This window comes from Streptomyces sp. NPDC093546, assembly GCF_044765045.1.
Lineage (GTDB): Bacteria > Actinomycetota > Actinomycetes > Streptomycetales > Streptomycetaceae > Streptomyces.
In genome coordinates, this window is the sequence record NZ_JBIWJG010000002.1 from 541,569 (window position 1) to 561,494 (window position 19,926).

Sequence of the window (19,926 nt, forward strand, 5' to 3'; positions counted from 1 at the left end):
CTCGGCGGTGGGTCGGAAGACGCCAGGCGCGTAGCCTCCCTACTTATGAGTACGAGTGCCGCTGACCCCTTGGCCGCCCTGGGCGCCCTGCCGGGTGTCCCCGATGCCGTGGAGTCCGTACGCAAGGCCGTCGACCGGGTCTACGGCCACCGGGTGATGCGCCGCCGGAGCAGCGAGATCACCTCCGAGGCCGCACTGCGCGGCGCGCGCGCCTCGGCGGCGCTGGCGGGTGCCGACTGGGCGCTGGAGGAGGTACGCCGGCGGACGGACTTCAGCGGTGACGCGGAGGCCCGGACGGTCGGTGCCGCACTGCGCCTGGGCGCCGAGGCCGGCCAGCTGCTGTCCATCTGGCGGCAGTCACCGCTGCGCGTGCTGGCGCGACTCCATCTGGTGGCGGCGGGCGACCCGGGCGAACCCGGGGACGCGGGGGTTTCCGCGGACACCGCCGACGCGGTGGGCAGGCCCCGGCAGGACGGCGAGGCCGTCGACGAGCCGCTGATCCGGGCGCCGCTGCCGGACGCCGCCGAGGTCGTCGGCCGCCTGGAGGGCCTGGCGGACCTGCTCATCGCGGGCAGCTCGGCCCCGGCGCTGGTGACGGCCGCGGTCGTGCACGGCGAGCTGCTGGCGCTGCGGCCTTTCACCACGTACAGCGGCCTGGTGGCGCGGGCGGCGGAGCGCATCGTGCTGATCGGCAGCGGGCTGGACCCCAAGGCGATCTGCCCGGCCGAGGTGGGCCACGCCGAGCTGGGGCGGGAGGCGTACGTGGCCGCCTTCGACGGCTATCTGTCCGGGACGCCGGACGGGATGGCGGCGTGGATCGCGCACTGCGGCCGGGCGGTGGAACTCGGCGTACGGGAGTCGACGGCGGTGTGCGAGGCGCTCCAGCGCGGCGCCGCCTAGCGGACAAGGTTGCCTGGCGGACAGGGTTGCGGCGGTACCGATATGCGGTACCGCCGCTGGCACGTCCGCCCAGTTACCATGCGTCCTCGAAATGTGCCCATCAGGCGGGGTGCTTTGCCCGACGCCTGGTGCGGCTGGCCCGTAATCGACGGGTCGACGTCGCGTGGGTGCTCGGCTTCTGTGCTTCGGTCCGTGGGGCCTTCTTGCTTAACAGGTGATCCTTTCGGATGTCCTCCGGTCTCGCGGGCCGTTAACTCCTTTGTACTCCCGTACCCGGGGAAGCGAAAGCCCTAGTTCCGCTTATTGGTTTTTCTTATCAAGCCGGGGTGAAACGGGCGCTGGGAGAGGGTGAGGTGAAGCGAGGCCTACGCCGGCTGGCGACGCCTGCTGGCGTACCAGACGAGCCCGGCCGTGGCCGCCGCCGCACCCACCGCGGCCGCCGCGACGAGCGCCGGGCGGGGCGGCATCCTCAGCGCGGGCAGGCGCTGCTTGAGCCGCACCGGACGGGTGAAGACGAGAACCGGCCATCCGCGGGTCAGCGCCTCGCGGCGCAGCGCCCGGTCCGGGTTGACCGCGTAAGGGTGCCCGACGGTTTCCAGCATCGGTACGTCGGTGGCGGAGTCGCTGTACGCGTAGCAGCCCGACAGGTCGTACCCCTCCGACTCGGCGAGCTCCCGGATCGCCTGCGCCTTCGTCGGTCCGTAGGCGTAGTACTCGACCTCTCCGGTGAAACGGCCGTCGTCGCCGACGACCATGCGGGTCGCCACGACCCGGTCGGCCCCGAGGAGCTCCCCGATCGGCTCGACGACCTCGGCGCCGGACGTGGAGACGATCACGACGTCCCGGCCGGCGGCGTGATGTTCCTCGATGAGGGACGCGGCCTCGTCGTAGATGATCGGGTCGATCAGGTCGTGCAGGGTCTCGGCGACCAGTTCTTTGACCTGCTGGACGTTCCAGCCTTTGCAGAGCGCGGAGAGGTACTCCCGCATCCGCTCCATCTGATCGTGATCGGCGCCTCCGGCGAGGAAGACGAACTGGATGTAGGCAGTCCGCAGGACGGCGCGGCGGTTGATCAGGCCGCCTTGGTAGAAGGACTTGCTGAAGGTCAGGGTCGATGACTTCGCAATGACCGTCTTGTCCAGGTCAAAGAAGGCTGCGGTGCGCGGCAAGGAGTGGTTTTCCACGAGCCTGAGCATAGGTGCCCGCCATTCGGCGTACGCTGGGGCGTGTGGGTTTGCCTGAGAGGCCTCTCGGGTACACCATGGAAGTCACGGATCGTTCGCGACCGTGCTAACCCGGTCCGACTCCTCCCCCCCCGAGTCGGCCGGAGAAGACGACCCCCGCTCTCCCCCCCGGCGGGGGTCGTCGCATGTCCGGACGCGTTTTCGTACGTCGGGCCCGCTTGCTTCCGATCATTCCGCCCTCCCCGGCGCTTTGGACGCGCCGACCTTCGGCGCGAGGTGTTGCTCACTCAGCGTAGCGGATGTGCTGCGCTCCGGAAGTCGCTGGTATGGGCTAACGGGATATTCACAAGCGGTGAGTTGTCCACAGTTTCCGAGCAAGATCCACTTTTTTTCCGGAAGCCGTGCACGGTGATTCCAGCCGCGAAGTCCGCGGTCGGCGGGATTCGCGGATCTCGCCTCCCGTACGAACGCCGTCGAAGGTGACGCGGAGACCGTGCGGAGGGTCCGCGAACGCGCCGCGAACAGCTCGCGAATGAACACCCGCACCACTCCTGCGCGAGCGCGGGAGGAAGTGCGGGCGAAGTGTGCGACACAGTGAGCAGGGGGCGGAATTATGGCCGGATCACACACATCCGACGGGGCGTCGGCATCCGAGGCGCGGCAGGCCGGGCCGCTGATCGTCACGGAGGACGCGGAGCTTCTCGACGACCTGCTGCGGCTGTGCGCCGCGGCCGGAGCGCACCCGGAGGTCCACCACACGGTGCCGGAGCACCGGACGGCCTGGGAGGACGCGCCGCTGATCCTGGTGGGGGACGACGCGGCCGTCCGGTGCCGCGGGGCCACGCGTCGCAGCGGCGTCCTGCTCGTCGGCCATGACCAGGACGATCCCGACGTGTGGCGCCGTGCGGTGGAGATCGGCGCCGACTGCGTGCTGCGGCTGCCCGATGCGGAGAGCTGGCTCGTCGACCGGATCGCGGACGTGGTGGAGGGCGTGGGACCGCAGGCCCTCACCGTCGGGGTGATCGGCGGCCGGGGCGGCGCGGGGGCCTCGACGCTGGCGTGCGCGCTGGCGGTCACCGCGGCCCGCGGCGGGAGGCGCACGATGCTCGTGGACGGCGATCCGCTGGGCGGCGGCCTGGACGTGCTGCTCGGCGGCGAGCAGGCGGAAGGCCGCCGATGGCCGGATTTCGCCGCCTCCAAGGGCCGTGTCGCGGCAGGTGCGTTGGAGGAGTCGCTGCCCGCGCTGCGGGGCCTGCGGGTGCTCAGCTGGGACCGGGGCGACGCCGTGGCGATCCCGCCCGAGGCGATGCGGTCGGTGCTCGGGGCGGCGCGCCGACGCGGCGGCGTGGTCGTCGTCGACCTGCCGCGCCGGATCGACGAGGCCACCGCGGAGGCGCTCGCGCAGCTGGACCTCGGCCTGCTCGTCGTGCCCGGCGAACTGCGCGCCGTCGCGGGCGCAAAGCGGGTGGCGTCGGCGGCCGGGATGATCCTGCGCGATCTGCGGGTCGTGGCACGCGGGCCGTACGCAGCCGGGGTGGACGAACAGTGGGTCGCCGATGTGATCGGGCTGCCGCTCGCCGGTGAACTGCCCCTGCAGCCCGGGCTCATGGTCGATATCGACGCGGGTGTCCCGCCGGGTGACGGCGCGCGCAGCCCGCTGGGCCGGTTCTGCGCGGCGTTCTGGGAGCGCGCGCTCGCCGGGCAGGGGGCGTCATGACGGCGGGACTGCTGGAGTCCGTACGCCGCCGGCTCGCGGAGAGCGGCTCCGAACCGACACCGGCCGGGGTGGCGGCCGCCCTGCGGGCGCAGGGCAGACTGCTGGGCGACGCGGAAGTGCTGGGCGCCGCGGAGGAGTTGCGGTCCGAGCTGGTCGGTACGGGTCTGCTGGAGCCGCTGCTGGCCGACCCCGCGGTGACGGACGTCCTGGTGTCGGCGCCGGACCGGGTGTGGGTGGACCGGGGCGGCGGGCTGGAGCTGACGGACGTGGCCTTCCCGGACGCGGCGGCGGTGCGCCGGCTGGCGCAGCGGCTGGCCGCGGTGGCCGGCCGGCGGCTCGACGACGCCCGGCCGTGGGTGGACGCCCGCCTGCCGGACGGGACACGGATGCACGCGGTGCTGCCTCCGGTGGCGGTCGGCTCGACGTGTCTGTCGCTGCGGGTGGTCCGCCCGCGGGCCTTCTCCGTGCGGGAGTTGGTCACGGCCGGGACGGTGCCACCGGGCGGGGACCGGGTGCTGCGAGCGCTCGTGGAGGCCCGTGCCTCCTATCTGGTCAGCGGTGGGACCGGCTCCGGCAAGACGACGCTGCTGTCGACCCTGCTGGGACTGGTCGGTGAGCGCGAGCGGATCGTACTGGCCGAGGACTCGGCCGAGTTGCGGCCCGACCATCCGCACGTCGTGCGGCTGGAGGCGCGTCCGCCGAACCAGGAGGGCGTCGGGCGGGTGACCCTGCGCGACCTGGTGCGGCAGGCGCTGCGGATGCGGCCGGACCGGCTGGTCGTGGGCGAGGTGCGCGGCGCCGAGGTGACGGACTTGCTGGCCGCTTTGAACACCGGCCACGAGGGCGGCTGCGGCACGGTCCACGCCAACACCGCGGCCGACGTACCGGCCCGGCTGGAGGCGCTCGGCACGGCGGCGGGGCTCGACCGGGCGGCGCTGCACAGCCAGGTCGCGGCCGGCCTGTCGGTGGTGGTGCACCTGGTGCGCGACCGGGGCGGGCGGCGGCGGGTCGCCGAGGTGCACGTGCTGGAGCGGGACCGGCAGGGGCTGGTGGTGACGGTGCCCGCGCTGCGGTGGGGCGCGGACGGGTTCCTGTACGAGCGGGGCTGGGAGCGGCTGCGCTCGCTGATCGGAGGTGCGCGGTGGTGACGGGACAACCGGTGTACGCGGTGGCGGTCTGCGCCGGTGCGGCGGCCTGGCTGCTGGTGGCCGGGGAGCGAGGGGTGCGGCGAGCGCGACTGCTGTTCGCGGGCGCGGGCGCCGAGGCACCGCCCGAGCCCTGGGCCTGGCGGCGGTGGTGGCCGGTGCTGCGGCTGCGGCGCGAGTGGCTGTGCCTGGCGGTGGGCGGTCTGATCGCCGTGCTCGGCGCCTCTGTGCTGCCGCTGCTGGCGGGCGGCGCGGCGGTGCCGCTGGTGAGGCGGCGGCTCGCGGCCCGGGAGCGCGGGCGGGCGCGCGACCGGCGGGCGGAGGCGGTGGTCGCGCTGTGCGGGGCGGTCGCGGGTGAGCTGCGCGCCGGGTGGCAGCCGGGGCAGGCGCTGCGTTTCGCCGCCGGTTCCACGGGCGCGTTGGGCGGCGAGGAGGCCGCGGTGCTGGCGGCGGCGCGGTTCGGCGGTGACGTACCGGAGGCGCTGCGGCGGGCGGCCCGGGAGGAGGGCGCGGACGGGCTGGCAGGGATGGCGGCCTGCTGGCAGGTGGCGGCGGACAGCGGCGCAGGACTGGCAGCGGGTCTCGACCGGCTGGAGGCGGCCCTGCGGGAGCGGCGGGACCAGCGCGAGCGGCTGAGAGCGCAGCTGACGGGCGCCTGGGCCACGGTGGGGCTGCTGGCTGTCCTGCCGGTGGTGGGGTTGGCCATGGGCTGGGCCATGGGGGCCGATCCGCTGCGGGTGCTCCTGCACACTCCGGCGGGCGCGGGGTGCCTCGTCGTGGGCGGGCTGCTGGAGGCGGCGGGCCTGTGGTGGGCCGGCCGGATCGTGCGGGCGGGGGAGGAGCCGTGAACGCCGAGCTTCTCCACAGGCTGGGGACGGTGCTCGCGCTCGCCGCCGGTGCGGCCTGGACGGTGTGGTCGCTGGCGGCCCTGCGCCGCGAGCGCCGGGGGCGCGGGCGGATGGCGGCCCTGCTGGGGGTGCGGTGCGCCCGGCGCCCGCCACGGCGTCCGCTGTACGGGGCGTGGGCAAGGCGCTGGACCGCTCCGGTGGCCGCGGCTCTCGCCGGATACGTGCTGGTCGAGGGGCTTGTCGGTGGGGCGGTGGCGGTGGCGTGCGCCTATGGCGTGTGGCGCTGGCAGCGGCGCCCGAGACCGCTGCCCGACGACGGGCGGGTGGTGCAGGGCCTTCCGCTGGCGGCGGACCTGCTGGCGGCGTGCCTGTCGGCTGGGGCGGGGCCGCGCGAGGCGGCGGAGGCGGTCGGGGAGTCCCTGGGCGGCCCTGTCGGGGAGCGGCTGGCCCGTACGGCCGCCGAGTTGCGGCTGGGTGGCGAACCGGCCGAGGCGTGGGGCGGGTTCGCCGCGATACCGGGCGCCCTGGGGCTGGCCCGCTGTCTCGAGCGGGCGTCGGCCTCGGGGGCACCCGCCGCCGACGCGGTGTCCCGGCTCGCCGCCGGGCTGCGCGCGGAGCGGGAGCGTGCCGCGGCGGCCCGGGCCCAGCGGGCCCAGGTGCTGATCACCGCGCCGGTGGGGCTGTGTTTCCTGCCCGCGTTCCTCGCGGTCGGGGTGGCGCCGGTGCTCGTGGGGCTGGCCGGCGGATTGCTGTGAACGGGTGAACTTCGAATCGATGAGTGGGGAATGCGATGTGGAAGCGGTTGAAGGCCGGGCTCGCCCGGCTGCGCGGGGACGCGGGCATGAGTACGTCCGAGTACGCCATGGGAACGCTGGCGGCCTGCGCCTTCGCGGCGGTGCTCTACAAGATCGTCACGAGCGACGCGGTGTCGGGACGGCTGGAGTCGGTGATCGGGAGGGCTCTCGATGCGCCGTTCTGAAGCCGGAACCGCCGCTGGTGACCGCGGCTTCGTGACCGCGGAGGCCGCGGTGGCGGTGCCCGCGCTGGTGGCCTTCACGATGGCGCTGATCTGGGCGCTGGCGGCGGCCGCCGCGCAGATCCAGTGTGTGGACGCGGCCCGGGCCGGGGCGCGGGCGGCGGCCCGTTCGGAGCCCCGCGAGACGGCCGTGGCGGCCGCCCGCTCGGCCGCTCCGACGGGGGCGCGTGTGTCGATGGAGCGCGCCGGGGAGCTCTGGCGGGTGCGTGTGGAGGCCCCGGCGCCGGGCCCGGGCGCGCTCGCCCTGACCCTGCGCGCGGAGGCGGCCGCGCTCGCGGAGGACACCGTGGGGGTGGGCCCGTGAAGGGGCCGGCCCGGCCGGTGGGCCGAACAGAGGTCCGCGTGACGGGCCGCGCGGTCGGGCGGAGCAGGGGCCGGGGTGCGGGCCCGGGCACCGACCGGGGTCTTGCCACCGTCTGGGTCGTCATGGCGGCGAGCGCGCTGTGCGTGGTCTTCGCGGTGGTCCTGGCCCTGGGCCAGGCCGTGGCCGCCCGGCACCGGGCGGGCGCGGCGGCCGATCTGGCCGCCCTCGCGGCCGCCGACACGGCCCTGTGGGGCGGCGAGCACGCCTGCGCCACGGCGGCCCGGGTCGCCCGCGCCCAGCGGGCGGAGGTGGTGCGGTGCACGGTGCGCGGCGAGATCGCCGACGTGACCGCACGGGCGGCCTTCGGGCCGTACGCGCCGGAGGTCAGGGCGCGGGCGGGGCCTCCTCGGGCGCTGCCGGGGCTCCCCGCAGCAGTTCCGTGAGGAGGCGCACGGCGCCGCGCTTGTGCAGCGGGTCGTTGCCGTTGCCGCACTTGGGCGACTGGATGCAGGAGGGGCAGCCCGCCTCGCACTCGCAGGACGCGATCGCCTCACGGGTCGCGGTGAGCCACTCGCGGGCGGTGTGGAAGGCGCGCTCCGCGAAGCCCGCTCCTCCCGGATGACCGTCGTACACGAAGACCGTCGGCAGCAGCGTGTCCGGATGGAGCGGGATGGACACGCCGCCGATGTCCCAGCGGTCACAGGTGGCGAAGAGCGGCAGCAGGCCGATGGAGGCGTGCTCGGCGGCGTGCAGGGCGCCGCCCAGCTGCTCCGGGTTCACCCGGGCGGCGTCCAGCTGGTCCTCGGTGACGGTCCACCACACGGCGCGGGTGCGCAGGGTGCGCGGCGGCAAGTCGAGTTTGGTCTCGCCGAGCACCTCGCCGGTGATCAGGCGGCGGCGCAGGAAGGAGACGACTTGGTTGGTGACCTCGACGGAGCCGTAGCAGAGGCGCCCGTCGCCCCACGGGATCTCGGTGTCGGTTTCCAGTACGGAGATGGAGGTGGTGTCGCGGGCGGTGGTGGAGTACGGCGGATTGGCCTCTTCGACCAGGGCCACCGAGTCCTTCAGGTCCAGCTCCTTCACGAGGTAGGTGCGGCCCATGTGGAGGTGGACGGCGCCTTCGTGAACGGCGGCGTGGGAGGCCGGCTCGTCGACCGTGCCGAGCAGCCGGCCCGTGCCCGCCTCGACGATCCGGACGGGGCTGCCGCCCTCGCCCCGGATGTCCGTCAGGTCGGCGGCCCGCTCCCGGCGCGTCCAGTACCAGCCCGACGCGCGCCGCCGGAGCAGGCCGGCCGACTCCAGCTGCGGCAGCAGATCCGCGACGGCCGGGCCGAACAGCGCCGTGTCGGACTCGGTGAGCGGCAGCTCGGCCGCCGCCGCGCACAGATGGGGGGCGAGGACGTACGGGTTGTCCGGGTCCAGGACGGTCGACTCGACCGGCTGGCGGAACAGCGCCTCGGGGTGGTGCACGAGATAGGTGTCCAGCGGGTCGTCGCGGGCGACCAGGATCGCGAGCGCCCCCTGGCCCGAGCGCCCGGCGCGGCCCGCCTGCTGCCACAGCGAGGCCCGGGTGCCGGGATACCCGGCGATCACGACGGCGTCCAGGCCGGAGACGTCGATGCCCAGCTCCAGGGCGGTGGTCGCGGCGAGCCCGAGCAGCTCGCCGGAGTGCAGGGCCCGCTCCAGCGCCCGGCGCTCCTCGGGCAGGTAGCCGCCCCGGTAGGCGGCGACCCGCTTCGGCAGGGAGCGGTCGACCTCCGCCAGGCGCTCCTTGGCGATGACGGAGATCAGCTCGGCGCCGCGCCGGGAGCGGACGAAGGCGACCGACCGGACGCCCTGGACGGTCAGGTCGGTCAGGAGGTCGGCGGTCTCCGCGGTGGCGGTACGGCGCACCGGGGCGCCCTGTTCGCCCTGGAGCTCGGTCAGCGGCGGCTCCCACAGGGCGAAGACCAGCTCGCCGCGCGGTGAGGCGTCGTCGGCGACCTCGGACACGGGCACACCGGTGAGGCGCCCGGCGGCCAGGGCCGGCTGGGCGGCGGTGGCGGAGGCGAGGAGGAAGACGGGGGAGGAGCCGTAGCGGGCGCACAGGCGGCGCAGGCGCCGCAGCACCTGGGCGACGTGGGAGCCGAAGACGCCCCGGTAGGTGTGGCATTCGTCGACGACCACGTAGCGCAGGGCGCGCAGGAAGGAGGACCAGCGGGGATGGGACGGGAGTATGCCCCGGTGGAGCATGTCCGGGTTGGTCAGCACGTAGTTGGCGTACTGGCGGACCCACTCCCGCTCCTCGACGGGCGTGTCGCCGTCGTAGACGGCGGGCCGGACGCGGGTCCCCAGCGGGGCGGCCAGCTCCTTGACCGAGCGGCGCTGATCGGCGGCGAGGGCCTTGGTGGGGGCGAGGTAGAGGGCGGTGGCCCCCCGGCCGTTGGGGGCCTCCGAGCCGTCGAGCAGCGCGGACAGGACGGGCGCCAGATAGGCGAGGGACTTGCCCGACGCGGTGCCGGTGGCGATGACGACCGACTCCCCGTCGAGGGCCAGCTCGGCGGCCTCGGCCTGATGGGCCCACGGATGGTCGATTCCGGCCGCCCGGATGGCCTTGATCACCTCCGGCCGGATCCGGTCGGGCCAGAGGGCATGCCGACCCGCCCGAGGGGGCAGGTGCTCCGTATGAGTGATGCGCGCAGCCCGGTTCGCCCCTGCGGTGAGCCGGTCGAGGACCGTACCGGGGGAGGGCCGGGAGCCCATGTTCTCGGGAGGTCGACTGGGGCGGTGATTCATGGCCATCGGCACCGAGTGTGTCACCGGCGTGACCGACAATGCTCCCAAGGCGTCGTGCATGGCTGCTGGTAAGTGATTGAATGCCATCGCGGCTGGCGATCCGTCCCCCGGCTCCGCTGGGGAGATCCGAGGGGCGACCGCTCGATAGCAAGGTGCTGGAGGATCCGTGGACCTGTCCCTGTCGACTCGCATTGTGCCCGGCCCTGCAGGCGACCGTACGGTCGTCGAGGTCGGTGGCGAGATTGATGTGTATACCGCGCCCAAGCTGCGCGAGCAGTTGGTCGAGTTGGTGAACGACGGCAGCTACCACCTGGTCGTCGACATGGAGGGTGTGGACTTCCTCGACTCGACCGGCCTTGGCGTGCTCGTGGGTGGTCTCAAGCGCGTGCGCGCGCACGAGGGTTCCCTGCGTCTGGTCTGCAACCAGGAGCGCATTCTCAAGATTTTCCGGATCACCGGTCTGACGAAGGTGTTCCCCATCCACACGTCGGTGGACGAAGCCGTCGCGGCGACCGACTGAGCCGGCAGGAGCCTTCCGGTACGAGCCTCCGGAGGCATGTCCTCCGGAGGAGCTCTCCGGGGTCCTGACCGTCGTCCGGACCAGGGTCCGGACCCGGTCCGGACGGAAGGGCCCTCCCAGGGGCGTACACAGCCCCCGCGAGGAGCCTTCCGGAGAGTAGGGCAGAGGTGCCGGGCGTCCAGCCCGGTCCTCTCAGACGCACGCTCTCATGTCCGAGGGGGATCGCATGGCCACCGTTGAACTCCGCTTCAGCGCCCAGCCCGAGCACGTCAGGACCGCCCGTCTGGTGGCAGCCGCCGTGGCGCGCAGGGCCGGAGTCGACGAAGCCGTGCTGGACGAGGTCCGGCTCGCCGTCGGTGAGGCGTGCTCCCGCGCGGTCGGGCTGCACCGCAGCAACGGCGTCACGGCTCCCATCCGCGTCGCGCTGACCGAGGAGGACAAGGCGTTCTCCATCGAGGTCGCCGACGACGTGCCGGGCGCGGCCGTCGCCGACGCCGACGCCGCAGGGGTCCCCGTCACCGGAGGCTCCACCGTGCCCGCCGAGGACTTCGACGACGCGGAGGGCGAGGACGAGATGGGCCTCGCGGTCATCAGCGGGCTCGTCGACGACGTGGAGGTATCGGCCGATGAGCACGGCGGTGTCATCCGGATGAGCTGGCCGGCGAGCTCCACCACCACGCTTCCCTGACCTCACCCGCCGCACCCGCCCCCGGCGGCGTGGGCAGCTCCGCAAGGCCCTGCTGAGCAGGGCCTTTTTCCATTTCCCGGACAATGGCCGATCACCGGAATTGATCGTCGATCACGGTAGGGAAGATCAAAAGTATTACTGCGTTCGAGTGGTTTCCCGAAACCGATCATTTGCCGACCGGCCAGGGAAGGTCAATTCTGTTCTACGGCGCCCTGTTTTGATCGGGTTCCGCTCCCTACAATCCGTCCACATCTTGAGCTCTTCTGACGTCAAGGAGGACGAATGGCGGGGCTCTTCGAAACACAGCTGTCCGGGCACCCCACTTCTCTCGCCGCCGCGGTACTCACCGACGAGAATCGCGTCATCGTGATCGTCATCGCGGCCGTGGCGCTCGCCGCCCTGGTCGTGGCGCAGCTCCTCGTACGGCAGGTCCTGGCCGCCGGTGAGGGCACCGACGCCATGAAAAAGATCGCGGCGGCCGTGCAGGAAGGCGCGAACGCCTATCTGGCACGGCAGTTGCGGACCCTCGCGGTCTTCGCCGTCGTCGTCTTCTTCCTGCTGATGCTGCTTCCGGCGGACAACTGGTCGCAGCGCGCGGGACGCTCGCTCTTCTTCCTGGTCGGCGCGCTTTTCTCGGCGGTGACCGGATACATCGGCATGCGGCTCGCCGTACGCGCGAATGTACGGGTGGCGGCGGCCGCTCGGGAGGCGACTCCCGCGCCCGGCCAGCCGGAAAAGGATCTGACGACCGTCTCGCACCGGTCGATGAAGATCGCGTTCCGTACGGGTGGAGTCGTCGGCATGTGCACGGTGGGCCTCGGCCTGCTCGGCGCCTCCTGCGTGGTCCTCGTCTACGCCGCCGACGCCCCCAAGGTGCTGGAGGGCTTCGGCCTCGGTGCCGCGCTCATCGCCATGTTCATGCGAGTCGGCGGCGGCATCTTCACCAAGGCCGCCGACGTCGGTGCCGACCTCGTCGGCAAGGTCGAGCAGGGCATCCCCGAGGACGACCCGCGCAACGCCGCCACCATCGCCGACAACGTCGGCGACAACGTCGGCGACTGCGCCGGCATGGCGGCCGACCTCTTCGAGTCGTACGCCGTGACGCTGGTCGCCGCGCTGATCCTCGGCAAGGCCGCCTTCGGCGACCTCGGACTGGCGTTCCCGCTGATCGTTCCGGCGATCGGCGTGGTGACCGCGATGATCGGCATCTTCGCGGTCGCCCCGCGGCGCGCCGACCGCAGCGGGATGACCGCCATCAACCGCGGGTTCTTCATCTCCGCGCTGATCTCGCTCGCGCTCGTCGCCGTCGCCGTCTTCGTCTATCTCCCCTCCTCCTTCGCCGCCCTCGACGGCGTCACGGAGTCCGCCATCCGCACCCACGGTGGCGACCCGCGCGTCTTCGCGCTGGTGGCCGTGGCCATCGGCATCGTGCTCGCCGCCCTGATCCAGCAGCTGACCGGGTACTTCACCGAGACCAGCCGCCGCCCGGTCAGGGACATCGGCAAGTCGTCGCTGACCGGCCCCGCCACGGTGGTCCTCGCCGGCATCTCCGTCGGCCTGGAGTCCGCCGTCTACACCGCACTGCTGATCGGGCTGTCGGTGTACGGGGCGTTCCTGCTCGGCGGTGCGTCGATCACGCTCGCGCTCTTCGCGGTGGCGCTGGCCGGCACCGGCCTGCTCACCACCGTCGGCGTCATCGTCGCCATGGACACCTTCGGCCCGGTCTCCGACAACGCCCAGGGCATCGCCGAGATGTCCGGCGACGTCCAGGGCGCCGGCGCCCAGGTCCTCACCGACCTCGACGCCGTCGGCAACACCACCAAGGCCATCACCAAGGGCATCGCCATCGCCACCGCCGTCCTGGCGGCGGCCGCGCTCTTCGGCTCGTACCGCGATGCCATCGCCACGGCGGTCGCCGATGTGGGAGCCCTGGCCACCGAGCGCAATCTCGTCATGGACATCTCCCAGCCCAACAACCTGGTCGGGCTCATCCTCGGCGCCGCCGTCGTCTTCCTCTTCTCCGGGCTGGCGATCAACGCGGTGTCGCGGTCGGCCGGGGCCGTGGTCTACGAGGTGCGCCGGCAGTTCCGCGAGCACCCCGGGATCATGGACTACAGCGAGAAGCCGGAGTACGGGCGCGTCGTCGACATCTGCACCAAGGATGCGCTGCGCGAGCTGGCCACACCCGGGCTGCTCGCGGTCATGGCCCCGATCGCCGTCGGCTTCACCTTTGGCGTCGGCGCCTTGGGCGCGTACCTCGCGGGCGCCATCGGCACCGGCACCCTGATGGCCGTCTTCCTCGCCAACTCCGGCGGTGCCTGGGACAACGCCAAGAAGCTCGTCGAGGACGGCCACCACGGCGGCAAGGGCAGCGAGGCGCACGCCGCGACCGTCATCGGCGACACCGTCGGCGACCCCTTCAAGGACACCGCCGGACCGGCCATCAACCCGCTGCTGAAGGTCATGAACCTCGTGGCGCTGCTCATCGCGCCCGCCGTCGTGCAGTTCAGCTACGGCGACGACGCCAGCCCCGGCGTACGGGCGGGGGTGGCGGCGCTGTCGATCGTCGTCATCATCGGAGCGGTGTACGTGTCCAAGCGGCGCTCCGTGTCCATGGGTGACGAAGACAACAACTCACCGGAACGGGTGGCGAGCGGGGCATCCGCCGTCTAGCGCCTGGTCAGCAGGTGGGCGGGCGGGGCGAACTGACGCCCCGTCCGCCCGTCCGCACGTCATCGTGAGCCGTCTCTCCCTTGATGCAAACGGCGCAAAAGCGTACGAAATGGTCGCGCGACACGCGGATGTCGCCCACTTGGCGTGTATGTTCCGGGGCCGAGAGCCTTGGAAGGGACCAATCCGGTGAACAAGAAGCTTGCGGCCGCACTGTCCGGCGGTGCGGTACTGATGCTCGTGCTGTCGGGCTGCGGCGGCGACGACGAGGACGGCGGCAAGGTGGACGCCTGGGCCAAGAAGGTGTGCGACCAGGCGCAGCCGCAGATCCAGAAGAGGGCCAACGCCCAGCAGGCCATCGTCTCCACGGCCGCCGACGGCAAGCCCGCCGACATCCAGGCCGCGGACTCGAAGGCCTTCCAGGACATCGCCGACGCCGACAAGGCGCTCGCCAAGGCCGTGCAGGAGGCCGGCGCGCCGCCCGTCGAGAACGGCGAGAAGCTCCAGCAGGACGCGGTCAAGGAGCTCAACGACACCGCCACGGCGTACGAGGCGCTGAAGAAGCAGGTCGACGCGCTCGACCCGAAGGACCAGCGGAAGTTCGCGGACGGGCTGTCCACGGTCGCCGACGGGCTGAAGCGGATCGAGAAGATGGACCAGGACGCGCTGGCCAAGCTCCAGTCCGGCGAGCTGGGCCAGGCGATGGCCAAGCAGCCCGGCTGCCAGAAGGCCAAGGCGACGGTCTCGCCGACGGTCCCGCCCGCCAAGCCCGGCTCCGCCGCCTCCCCTTCGGCCGCCGCGAACGCTTCCGCCGCCGCGAGCGCCTCGGCCGCTCCCAGCGCTTCGGCGAGCAGCGGCAAGGGCTCCGAGTAGCGGAGCCGCGAGCGGCGCGGCGCCCGCTCCGCTCGCGCCCGGCGCCGGCCCGGCGCCGGCCACGTGCGCCGGGCCGATCGGCGGTTGTCAGTGGTGGCGGTCACAATGAACGGGTGAGTACGACCAGCCTTCTCGCCAGCCTTCCGGTGCCCGACCGCGCCGCCCGCCTCCGCGACGCCCTGCTCGCGGCCGACTTCACCGCAGACGGGCTGCTGGAGCGCCTCGGCGCAGCCGCCTACGCCGCGCTCGCCCGCAGCGAGACGGTGCCCGCCCTGCGCGCCACCCGCGGGGACGGGCCGCTCGACACGCTCGTGCGGCTGTTCCTGCTCCAGCGGCCCGTGCCGCGGGACCGGGCGCGCGCCGCGCTGCCGCTGGAGGAGGCGCTCGCCGACGGCTGGCTCGCCGAGGAGGGCGGGGACGTCCGCGCGACCGTGGACGTACGCCCGTACGGCGGCCCGGAGGGCGAGGACTGGTTCATCGTCTCCGACCTCGGCTGCGCCGTGGGCGGTGCCGGCGGGGCGAGCGGCCACGGCGAGGGCGTGGTCCTCGGCGTCGGCGGCGCCTCCACCACGCTCGCCGGGCTCACCGTCCGCACGCCCGTCGCCGCCGCGCTGGACCTCGGCACCGGCTCCGGCATCCAGGCGCTGCACGCCGCGCAGCACGCCACCCGGGTGACGGCGACCGACCTCAACCCGCGGGCGCTGGGCTTCACCCGGCTCACGCTCGCGCTGTCCGGGGCGCCGGAGGCCGACCTGCGCACGGGCTCGCTCTTCGAGCCGGTGGAGTCGGAGTCGTACGACCTGATCGTGTCGAACCCGCCGTTCGTCATCTCGCCCGGTGCCCGACTGACCTACCGGGACGGCGGGATGGGTGGCGACGACCTGTGCCGCACGCTCGTCCAGCAGGCGGGCGACCGGCTCAACGACGGGGGTTACGCGCACTTCCTCGCCAACTGGCAGCACGTCGAGGGAGAGGACTGGCAGGAGCGGCTGCGCTCCTGGGTGCCGCTCGGCTGCGACGCCTGGATCGTGCAGCGTGAAGTGCAGGACGTCACCCAGTACACCGAGCTGTGGTTGCGGGACGCGGGCGACCACCGGGCGGGCCGGGAGGCGTACGAGGCGCGGTACGACGCGTGGCTGGACGAGTTCGAGGCGACCAAGACCAAGGCCGTGGGCTTCGGGTGGATCACGCTGCGCAAGTCCGGTGCCGAACGGCCGTCGATCGTGATCGAGGACTGGCCCCACCCGGTCGAACAGCCGCTCGGCGAGACGGTCCGGGCGCACTTCGCCCGCCAGGACTACCTGCGGTCGCGCGACGACGCGGCGCTCCTCGCCGACCGCTTCGTCCTCGCGCCCGAGGTCGTACAGGAGCAGGTCGGCCTGCCCGGCGCGGAGGACCCCGAGCACGTGGTGCTCCGTCAGCACCGCGGCATGCGGCGCGCCACCAAGGTGGACGCCGTCGGCGCGGGCTTCGCCGGCGTGTGCGACGGGTCGCTGAGCGCCGGGCGGATCCTCGACGCGATCGCGCAACTGCTGGGGGAGGACCCGGTGCTGCTGCGGGACCGCACCCCGCAGGCGATCCGGCTGCTGGTGGAGGAGGGCTTCCTGGAGCCGGCGGCGGCCACGTGACAGCAGGCACCGGGTCCGCACGCAGGTGATCACCAGGCAGGGGACCAGCAGGAGAAGGGAGGAAACCGGCCAAGATCGCGAAGGCGCCGCGCGGGTGAAACCGAGCCGTCCACCCCGCGCCGTTCACCCGCAATTCGCGCTCCTGACGTCCGAAGGTGTCAGCCTCGCCCCTGAGGGCAGCAGGCACCAGGGAACGGAACGGGGTACGGGCATGGAGAGCGGACCGGCCATCTTCGCCGGCGTGGCGTTCACGCTGTTCGGAGCGGCGCTGCTCGTGTGGACCGGAGCGCGCGTCCTGCACCGCGCGCCGGTCGCGTACGGCGTCAGCCCGGTGGCGGCGGTCACCTTCGCGACCTGCCTCGGAGCGTCCTTCGTGATCCTCGGGGCGTGGTGCTTCGGCCGGGTCTGACCATCGCTCCGGGGGAGCGAGAGCCGCGGCGGGCGCCGCGGCGAGTACCACGGGCCGGAGCCACTGCCGGAGCCACGGCGGAATGGGCGGCTCCGTGCCGTGAGGGGAGTCCGGGCGGCAGGAATGGCCGGACTCGGGTTACCGTTCGAGTGGCCGTTGCGGTCTTTTGCCGTTTGACACGGGGGCGGGTTGTACCGTCACACTCCGCAGCGACAGCAGCGTCACAGCTGTGAGCGAGCAGAGCGAGCAGAAGCGAGCACAGTGCGTGAGCAGTGTGTGAGCAGTGCACACGGTGTGCGGGCAGGTCATGCGCACGCACCGCGCCGCACACTCCACCGAGCGTCGACCGGAGAGAAGAGCGAAGTTGTCCCCGACCAGCGAGACCGCACAGGGCGGCCGCCGACTCGTCATCGTCGAGTCGCCTGCCAAGGCGAAGACGATCAAGGGCTACCTCGGCCCCGGCTATGTCGTCGAGGCGAGCGTCGGGCACATCCGCGACCTCCCCAACGGCGCCGCCGAGGTGCCCGAGAAGTACACCGGCGAGGTGCGCCGCCTCGGGGTGGACGTCGAGCACGACTTCCAGCCCATCTACGTCGTCAACGCCGACAAGAAGGCCCAGGTCAGGAAGCTCAAGGAGCAGCTCGCCGAGTCCGACGAGCTCTTCCTCGCCACCGATGAGGACCGCGAGGGCGAGGCCATCGCCTGGCACCTGCTGGAGGTCCTCAAGCCCAAGGTCCCGGTCCACCGGATGGTCTTCCACGAGATCACCAAGGACGCGATCCAGGCCGCCGTCGCCAACCCGCGCGAGCTGAACAAGCGCATGGTCGACGCCCAGGAGACCCGCCGCATCCTCGACCGCCTCTACGGCTACGAGGTCTCGCCGGTCCTGTGGAAGAAGGTCATGCCCCGGCTGTCGGCCGGCCGCGTGCAGTCCGTCGCCACCCGCCTCGTCGTCGAGCGCGAGCGCGAGCGCATCGCCTTCCGCTCCGCCGAGTACTGGGACCTGACCGGCACCTTCGCCACCGGCCGCGCCGGTGACCTCTCCGACCCCTCCACCCTGACCGCCCGCCTCGCCACCGTCGACGGCCGGCGTGTCGCCCAGGGCCGCGACTTCGGCTCCGACGGGCAGCTGAAGTCCTCCGCCGGCCAGGTGCTCCACCTGGACGAGGCGAACGCGCGCGCCCTGGCCGCGGCCCTCGCCGACACCTCCTTCGGCGTCCGGTCGGTCGAGTCGAAGCCGTACCGCCGCTCCCCGTACGCCCCCTTCCGCACCACCACACTCCAGCAGGAGGCCAGCCGCAAGCTCGGCTTCGGTGCGAAGGCGACCATGCAGATCGCCCAGAAGCTGTACGAGAACGGCTTCATCACCTACATGCGTACGGACTCGACGACCCTCTCCGAGACCGCCATCGCGGCGGCCCGGGCCCAGGTCACGCAGCTGTACGGCGCCGGCTACCTGCCGGACGCGCCCCGCGTGTACGCCGGGAAGGTCAAGAACGCGCAGGAGGCGCACGAGGCGATCCGCCCCTCGGGTGATCGTTTCCGCACGCCCGCCGAGACCGGGCTGACCGGTGACCAGTTCAAGCTGTACGAGCTGATCTGGAAGCGGACCGTCGCCTCCCAGATGAAGGACGCGGTCGGCAACTCCGTCACCGTCAAGATCGGCGGCCGTGCCGCCGACGGCCGGGACGTCGAGTTCTCCGCCTCCGGCAAGACCATCACCTTCCACGGCTTCATGAAGGCGTACGTCGAGGGCGCCGACGACCCGAACGCCGAGCTTGACGACCGCGAGCGCCGGCTGCCGCAGGTCGCCGAGGGCGACGCGCTGACCGCCGAAGAGATCACGGTCGACGGCCACGCCACCAAGCCGCCGGCCCGCTACACCGAGGCCTCGCTGGTCAAGGAGCTGGAAGAGCGCGAGATCGGCCGCCCGTCGACGTACGCCTCGATCATCGGCACGATCCTCGACCGCGGTTACGTCTTCAAGAAGGGCACGGCCCTCGTGCCGTCCTTCCTCTCCTTCGCCGTCGTCAACCTGCTGGAGAAGCACTTCGGCCGGCTCGTCGACTACGACTTCACGGCGAAGATGGAGGACGACCTCGACCGCATCGCGCGCGGCGAGGCGCAGGCCGTGCCGTGGCTGAAGCGCTTCTACTTCGGCGAGGGCGACGGCACCGGGGTCGCGGGCGGTGCCGCCGAAGCCGGGAACGGCGACGGCGACCACCTGGGCGGCCTGAAGGAGCTGGTCACCGACCTGGGCGCGATCGACGCCCGCGAGATCTCCTCCTTCCCCGTCGGCGGCGGCATCGTGCTGCGCGTCGGCCGCTACGGCCCGTACGTCGAGCGCGGTGAGAAGGACCAGGAGGGCCACCAGCGCGCCGACGTCCCGGACGACCTCGCCCCCGACGAGCTCACCGTCGAGCTCGCGGAGGAGCTGCTCGCCAAGCCGAGCGGCGAGTACGAGCTGGGTACGGACCCGGCGACCGGTCACACGATCGTCGCGAAGGACGGCCGCTACGGCCCGTACGTCACGGAGATCCTCCCCGAGGGCACCCCGAAGACCGGCAAGAACGCCGTCAAGCCCCGCACGGCCTCCCTCTTCAAGACCATGTCCCTCGACACGGTCACCCTGGAGGACGCGCTCAAGCTGATGTCGCTGCCGCGCGTCGTGGGCACCGACGCCGAAGGCGTCGAGATCACCGCGCAGAACGGCCGCTACGGCCCGTACCTGAAGAAGGGCACGGACTCGCGGTCGCTGACGGACGAGGAGCAGCTCTTCACGATCACGCTGGAGGAGGCCCTCGCGATCTACGCCCAGCCGAAGCAGCGCGGGCGCGCCGCCGCCAAGCCCCCGCTGAAGGAGCTGGGCACCGACCCGGTGAGCGAGCGCCCGGTCGTCGTCAAGGACGGCCGCTTCGGACCGTACGTCACGGACGGCGAGACCAACGCGACCCTGCGCACCGGCGACAGCGTGGAGACGATCACGCCGGAGCGCGGTTACGAGCTGCTCGCGGAGAAGCGCGCGAAGGGCCCGGCGAAGAAGACCGCGAAGAAGGCGCCGGCCAAGAAGGCCACCGCCAAGAAGACCGCCGCCAAGACGACGACCGCGGCCGCGAAGAAGACCGCGGCGAAGAAGACGACGGCGACGAAGACCGCGGCCAAGAAGACGACGGCCAAGAAGACCACCGCCAAGAAGGCCGCGGCCTCCAAGGCGTCGTCGGAGGAGTAG

At 72.8% G+C, this 19,926-nt stretch carries 17 protein-coding genes; 15 read left to right on the forward strand and 2 right to left on the reverse strand.

Features of this window, described 5'->3' with window-relative positions:
* The first annotated feature begins 45 nt into the window (after nt 1–45).
* On the forward strand, nt 46–900 hold the full coding sequence (locus tag ACIRNI_RS05650; RefSeq protein ID WP_403548585.1) for an oxidoreductase: 855 nt from the start codon (nt 46–48) through the stop codon (nt 898–900).
* A gap of 365 nt (nt 901–1,265) precedes the next feature.
* Here the strand turns inward: ACIRNI_RS05650 and ACIRNI_RS05655 are convergent, their stop codons facing one another.
* Nucleotides 1,266–2,096: an HAD family hydrolase gene (locus tag ACIRNI_RS05655; protein ID WP_403548587.1), complete on the reverse strand. Its 831-nt coding sequence runs from the start codon at nt 2,094–2,096 to the stop codon at nt 1,266–1,268.
* Between the two features lie 601 nt (nt 2,097–2,697).
* On the opposite strand from ACIRNI_RS05655, the gene ssd reads away from it, so the two are divergent.
* Genes ssd through ACIRNI_RS05690 form a run of 7 tightly spaced genes read left to right on the forward strand, consistent with a single transcriptional unit; the run spans nt 2,698 to nt 7,577 of the window.
* Complete coding sequence (gene ssd / locus ACIRNI_RS05660; RefSeq protein ID WP_403548589.1) at nt 2,698–3,801, forward strand: septum site-determining protein Ssd; 1,104 nt, start codon at nt 2,698–2,700, stop codon at nt 3,799–3,801.
* Complete coding sequence (locus tag ACIRNI_RS05665; RefSeq protein ID WP_403548591.1) at nt 3,798–4,949, forward strand: TadA family conjugal transfer-associated ATPase; 1,152 nt, start codon at nt 3,798–3,800, stop codon at nt 4,947–4,949. The genes ssd and ACIRNI_RS05665 overlap by 4 nt, the downstream gene beginning before the upstream one ends.
* Nucleotides 4,946–5,794: a type II secretion system F family protein gene (locus tag ACIRNI_RS05670; protein ID WP_403548593.1), complete on the forward strand. Its 849-nt coding sequence runs from the start codon at nt 4,946–4,948 to the stop codon at nt 5,792–5,794. Before ACIRNI_RS05665 ends, ACIRNI_RS05670 begins: the two co-directional genes overlap by 4 nt.
* Nucleotides 5,791–6,549, forward strand: a complete 759-nt coding sequence (locus ACIRNI_RS05675) for a type II secretion system F family protein (RefSeq protein ID WP_403548595.1) — start codon at nt 5,791–5,793, stop codon at nt 6,547–6,549. The genes ACIRNI_RS05670 and ACIRNI_RS05675 overlap by 4 nt, the downstream gene beginning before the upstream one ends.
* 35 nt (nt 6,550–6,584) lie before the next feature.
* On the forward strand, nt 6,585–6,773 hold the full coding sequence (locus ACIRNI_RS05680; protein WP_403548597.1) for a DUF4244 domain-containing protein: 189 nt from the start codon (nt 6,585–6,587) through the stop codon (nt 6,771–6,773).
* A 31-nt stretch (nt 6,774–6,804) separates the two neighbouring features.
* Nucleotides 6,805–7,134, forward strand: a complete 330-nt coding sequence (locus ACIRNI_RS05685) for a TadE family type IV pilus minor pilin (RefSeq protein WP_403548834.1) — start codon at nt 6,805–6,807, stop codon at nt 7,132–7,134.
* 38 nt (nt 7,135–7,172) lie between these two features.
* A complete protein-coding gene (locus tag ACIRNI_RS05690) occupies nt 7,173–7,577 on the forward strand; it encodes an Rv3654c family TadE-like protein (protein WP_403548599.1) in 405 nt (134 codons plus the stop codon).
* Here ACIRNI_RS05690 and ACIRNI_RS05695 read toward each other — a convergent pair.
* Entirely contained in the window at nt 7,519–9,996 is a 2,478-nt protein-coding gene (locus tag ACIRNI_RS05695) for a DEAD/DEAH box helicase (RefSeq protein ID WP_403548601.1), read from the reverse strand. The two genes, ACIRNI_RS05690 and ACIRNI_RS05695, sit on opposite strands and share 59 nt — an antisense overlap.
* A gap of 79 nt (nt 9,997–10,075) precedes the next feature.
* Here ACIRNI_RS05695 and bldG point away from each other — a divergent pair, with 79 nt between their 5' ends.
* From bldG to topA, 7 genes are all read left to right on the forward strand, one after another.
* Nucleotides 10,076–10,429: an anti-sigma factor antagonist BldG gene (gene bldG / locus ACIRNI_RS05700; RefSeq protein ID WP_403548603.1), complete on the forward strand. Its 354-nt coding sequence runs from the start codon at nt 10,076–10,078 to the stop codon at nt 10,427–10,429.
* A gap of 226 nt (nt 10,430–10,655) precedes the next feature.
* The gene (locus ACIRNI_RS05705) at nt 10,656–11,117 is read left to right on the forward strand and encodes an ATP-binding protein (protein WP_356646459.1); all 462 of its coding nucleotides are present in this window, start codon (nt 10,656–10,658) and stop codon (nt 11,115–11,117) included.
* A 282-nt stretch (nt 11,118–11,399) separates the two neighbouring features.
* Nucleotides 11,400–13,790 carry a sodium-translocating pyrophosphatase gene (locus ACIRNI_RS05710; protein WP_403548605.1) on the forward strand — a complete coding sequence of 797 codons (2,391 nt, stop codon included), beginning with the start codon at nt 11,400–11,402 and terminating at the stop codon, nt 13,788–13,790.
* A 186-nt stretch (nt 13,791–13,976) separates the two neighbouring features.
* Complete coding sequence (locus ACIRNI_RS05715) at nt 13,977–14,660, forward strand: small secreted protein (RefSeq protein WP_403548607.1); 684 nt, start codon at nt 13,977–13,979, stop codon at nt 14,658–14,660.
* Nucleotides 14,661–14,773: 113 nt separating this feature from the next.
* A complete protein-coding gene (locus ACIRNI_RS05720) occupies nt 14,774–16,288 on the forward strand; it encodes a methyltransferase (protein ID WP_403548609.1) in 1,515 nt (504 codons plus the stop codon).
* A gap of 211 nt (nt 16,289–16,499) precedes the next feature.
* On the forward strand, nt 16,500–16,697 hold the full coding sequence (locus tag ACIRNI_RS05725; RefSeq protein WP_361425937.1) for a hypothetical protein: 198 nt from the start codon (nt 16,500–16,502) through the stop codon (nt 16,695–16,697).
* A 364-nt stretch (nt 16,698–17,061) separates the two neighbouring features.
* Nucleotides 17,062–19,926: a type I DNA topoisomerase gene (topA, locus tag ACIRNI_RS05730; RefSeq protein ID WP_403548611.1), complete on the forward strand. Its 2,865-nt coding sequence runs from the start codon at nt 17,062–17,064 to the stop codon at nt 19,924–19,926.

What these genes read in the sequence shown, in the direction of transcription:
- ACIRNI_RS05705 (WP_356646459.1), top strand. Translation starts at nt 10,656, where the DNA reads ATGGCCACCGTTGAACTCCGCTTCAGCGCCCAGCCCGAGCACGTCAGG.
- ACIRNI_RS05650 (WP_403548585.1), top strand. Translation starts at nt 46, where the DNA reads ATGAGTACGAGTGCCGCTGACCCCTTGGCCGCCCTGGGCGCCCTGCCG.
- ACIRNI_RS05710 (WP_403548605.1), top strand. Translation starts at nt 11,400, where the DNA reads ATGGCGGGGCTCTTCGAAACACAGCTGTCCGGGCACCCCACTTCTCTC.
- ACIRNI_RS05680 (WP_403548597.1), top strand. Translation starts at nt 6,585, where the DNA reads ATGTGGAAGCGGTTGAAGGCCGGGCTCGCCCGGCTGCGCGGGGACGCG.
- ACIRNI_RS05665 (WP_403548591.1), top strand. Translation starts at nt 3,798, where the DNA reads ATGACGGCGGGACTGCTGGAGTCCGTACGCCGCCGGCTCGCGGAGAGC.
- ACIRNI_RS05695 (WP_403548601.1), bottom strand. Translation starts at nt 9,996, where the DNA reads ATGGCATTCAATCACTTACCAGCAGCCATGCACGACGCCTTGGGAGCA.
- ACIRNI_RS05725 (WP_361425937.1), top strand. Translation starts at nt 16,500, where the DNA reads ATGGAGAGCGGACCGGCCATCTTCGCCGGCGTGGCGTTCACGCTGTTC.
- ssd (WP_403548589.1), top strand. Translation starts at nt 2,698, where the DNA reads ATGGCCGGATCACACACATCCGACGGGGCGTCGGCATCCGAGGCGCGG.
- ACIRNI_RS05655 (WP_403548587.1), bottom strand. Translation starts at nt 2,096, where the DNA reads ATGCTCAGGCTCGTGGAAAACCACTCCTTGCCGCGCACCGCAGCCTTC.